Source organism: Cryobacterium mannosilyticum, from assembly GCF_004402705.1.
GTDB classification, from domain to species: domain Bacteria; phylum Actinomycetota; class Actinomycetes; order Actinomycetales; family Microbacteriaceae; genus Cryobacterium; species Cryobacterium mannosilyticum.
Window position 1 is genome coordinate 1 of sequence record NZ_SOFM01000034.1, and the last position, 1,016, is coordinate 1,016.

At 64.0% G+C, this 1,016-nt stretch carries 1 protein-coding gene; it reads left to right on the forward strand.

All coding sequences use genetic code 11. From position 1 onward, the window contains the following. Positions 1-72 precede the first annotated feature (72 nt). On the forward strand, positions 73-1,016 hold a 944-nt coding region (locus E3O32_RS11380; protein WP_241974828.1), incomplete at its 3' end, for a transposase.

A 1,016-nucleotide genomic window follows, 5' to 3' on the forward strand; every position in this document is an offset into this window, starting at 1 on the left:
GATACGAGTGCCCTGCACGACAAATCCAAGCTCGGCGGAACGGGCCGGGAAGGCTTCAATCCCGACCTGCTCCTGGCCGTGTGGCTTTATGCGTCGGCCCGGGGAATCTCCTCATCGCGGCAGATTGAACGGGCCTGTATCGAGGACGTCGCGTTCCGAGTGTTGTGCGCGCAGGACGTGCCTGACCACACTGTTCTGGCACGGTTTCGGCAGCGTCACCGGGACGCGATGGCTGACTTGTTCGCACAGGTTCTGGTGTTGTGCGTGGGTCAGGGGTTGGGCAGATTCGGTGTGATCGCGATCGATGGCACGAAGATCAAGTCCAACGCGTCGAAGGACAAGAGCCGGTCGTTGAAGTCGCTGCGGATGATGGCGAAAATGATCCTGGAAACCGCCGATGCAACGGATGCCGCTGAAGACAAGGCCGACGCCCCGACCGCTGAAGACGACCTCCCCGGTGGTTTCGGCCCTGGACCGGACCGGGCCGCCCTGATCCGGGCGAGACTCGACGGCATCCCCAACGCTGGGGACGGCGCGGTTGGACAGAAGTCTGATGCTGAAGTGACACGCCCGGCCGGCCAGCGCGGGAGCAAAATCGCCCGCATCGAGGCGGCGATCACCCAACTGGAGGGTGTGGTTCAGGCCGAAAACGAGCCCCTGATCACCGTGCTTCAGACCCGCCTTCTCGGTGCGCAGAAGCGCCTGGCCGACCTCGAAGTCAAGCAGGCTGCCGACCGGACTCGTTTCGCAGCCAAACCCAATGGGCGTCGGCCGATCCTGGACAACAAGAGAATGCGCGATGCGCACCACGGCGTGGATTTCGCCCAAGCCAACCTGGCCCGGGCGCAGGAACGCGCGGCGCGGCAGCTCTCCGGTGATGCGGAATCCACCAGGAAGTACCTTCTCCGCCGCAACGTCACGGACCCCGACTCCCGCCTGATGCATACCCGAAACGGCTTCGTTCAGGCCTATAACGGGCAGGTAGCCACCGCGGATGACCAACTCATCATCGCCGT